Annotated in this window: 2 protein-coding genes and 1 pseudogene; all 3 read left to right on the top strand. The window is 63.9% G+C overall.

Annotated elements, in window-relative coordinates:
* On the top strand, positions 1–752 hold a 752-nt coding region (locus A3764_RS13085), incomplete at its 5' end, for a magnesium chelatase domain-containing protein (protein WP_082865932.1).
* A 22-nt stretch (positions 753–774) separates the two neighbouring features.
* Entirely contained in the window at positions 775–1,329 is a 555-nt protein-coding gene (locus A3764_RS13080) for a CvpA family protein (RefSeq protein WP_067924563.1), read from the top strand.
* Positions 1,330–1,498: 169 nt separating this feature from the next.
* Positions 1,499–1,796 (top strand): annotated as a pseudogene (locus tag A3764_RS13075) (amidophosphoribosyltransferase); the annotation flags it as partial.

Below are 1,796 nucleotides of genomic sequence, written 5' to 3'. Positions count from 1 at the left end.
GGGGCGTTTCCGTCGTGCTCGTCGGCCATGTGACGAAGGAGGGCCAGATCGCAGGCCCCCGCGTGGTGGAGCATATGGTTGATACCGTTCTCTACTTCGAGGGGGAGCGCGGGCATCAGTTCCGTATCCTGCGCGCGGTAAAGAACCGGTTCGGCCCCGCAGACGAAATCGGCGTCTTCGAGATGACGGGAAGCGGATTGTCCGAAGTCACCAACCCTTCGGCGCTGTTCCTCAGCGAAAGGGGGCAGCCCTCCGCCGGATCGGTCGTATTCGCGGGGATCGAGGGGACGCGCCCGGTTCTTGTCGAACTGCAGGCGCTGGTGGCGCCCAGCCCCCATGCACAGGCGCGGCGCACGGTCGTCGGCTGGGACGGCGGGCGGCTTGCGATGATCCTCGCGGTGCTCGAAGCGCGCTGCGGCATCCCCTTCGCGGGGCTCGATGTCTATCTCAATGTCGCGGGCGGCATGAAGATCAGCGAACCGGCGGCGGATCTGGCCGTGGCCGCCGCCCTGCTGAGCGCGCGCGAAGACACCGCTCTTCCGGCCGAAACGGTCGTTTTCGGGGAAATCAGCCTATCGGGTGCGCTGCGCCCCGCCACCCAAACCGAAAACAGGTTGAAAGAGGCCCGGAAACTTGGTTTTACCTCCGCTATTGCGCCTGCCGCCGACAAGCAGGCGGGCAATGCCGGGATCGTAGTTCAGCAGATGCGTGATCTGACCGGCTTCGTGGGCGAAATATTCGGGGCCGGTTGACCCCATCAGGAAGGCGAGGCGCATGGAAGGTTTCACCCTGATCGACGGAGTGGTCGCGCTGGTCATCGTGACTTCTGCGTTGCTGGCCTATGGCCGCGGGCTGGTGCGCGAATTGATGGCCATCGTGGGATGGATCGCGGCTGCAATTCTGGCTTTCCTCTTTGCGCCGCAGGTCGAACCGCTGGTGCGGGAAATTCCGGTCGTGGGCGAATTTCTGGCCGACAGCTGCGAATTGTCGGTGATCGGTGCCTTCGCCATCGTCTTTGCCATCGCGCTCATCATCGTTTCGCTGTTCACGCCGCTTTTCTCGTCGCTGGTGCAGCGGTCGATCTTCGGCGGCGCGGATCAGGCGCTCGGCTTCATCTTCGGGGTGATCCGGGGCGTGCTGCTCGTTGCCATCTTCTTCTTCGTCTACGATACCGTCATCACGGGCCAGCGTTTCACCGTGGTGGACGACAGCCGCTCCGCCGTTGTATTCGGGCGCTTTACCGGCAACATCGAAGAGCAGAACCCCGAAGAAGCGCTGGGCTGGATCACCACCCGTTACGAGACACTCGTGGGGGCCTGCGGGGTCTGACGCGGCAGCTCCCGTTGTGGTGACTGAGGCCCCAATGGGCGCACCCGGTCACGGAGCGGTGAAAGATAACGCTGCGACGTAGCATCGCGGCGGGGTGACAGGACCATCACGAACCCCTAAGTAGGGCGCACAATCTGTCTGGAGCCGGAGCGCCGCTTTGTCCAAGATCATGCCCCCCGCCCATCCGTTCGACACCTCCTACCTGCGGGATCTGGAGGATGACGACAAACCCAAGGAAGAATGCGGTGTCTTTGGCGTCGTCGGGGTGGCTGACGCGGCCAACTTCGTGGCGCTGGGGCTGCATGCGCTTCAGCATCGCGGGCAGGAAGCGGGCGGTATCGTCAGCTACGATCCGGAAGCGGGCTTTCAGTCCGCGCGCCGATTCGGCTATGTCCGCGACAACTTCACCTCGCAGTCGGTCATGGAAACCCTCCCGGGGGAGCTTGCCATCGGCCATGTCCGCTATT

It is taken from the genome of Sulfitobacter sp. HI0129 (genome assembly GCF_001635395.1).
GTDB lineage: Bacteria > Pseudomonadota > Alphaproteobacteria > Rhodobacterales > Rhodobacteraceae > Sulfitobacter.
The sequence above is the reverse complement of the archived record's forward strand: the minus strand, read 5'-3'. Positions and strand labels throughout refer to the sequence as shown.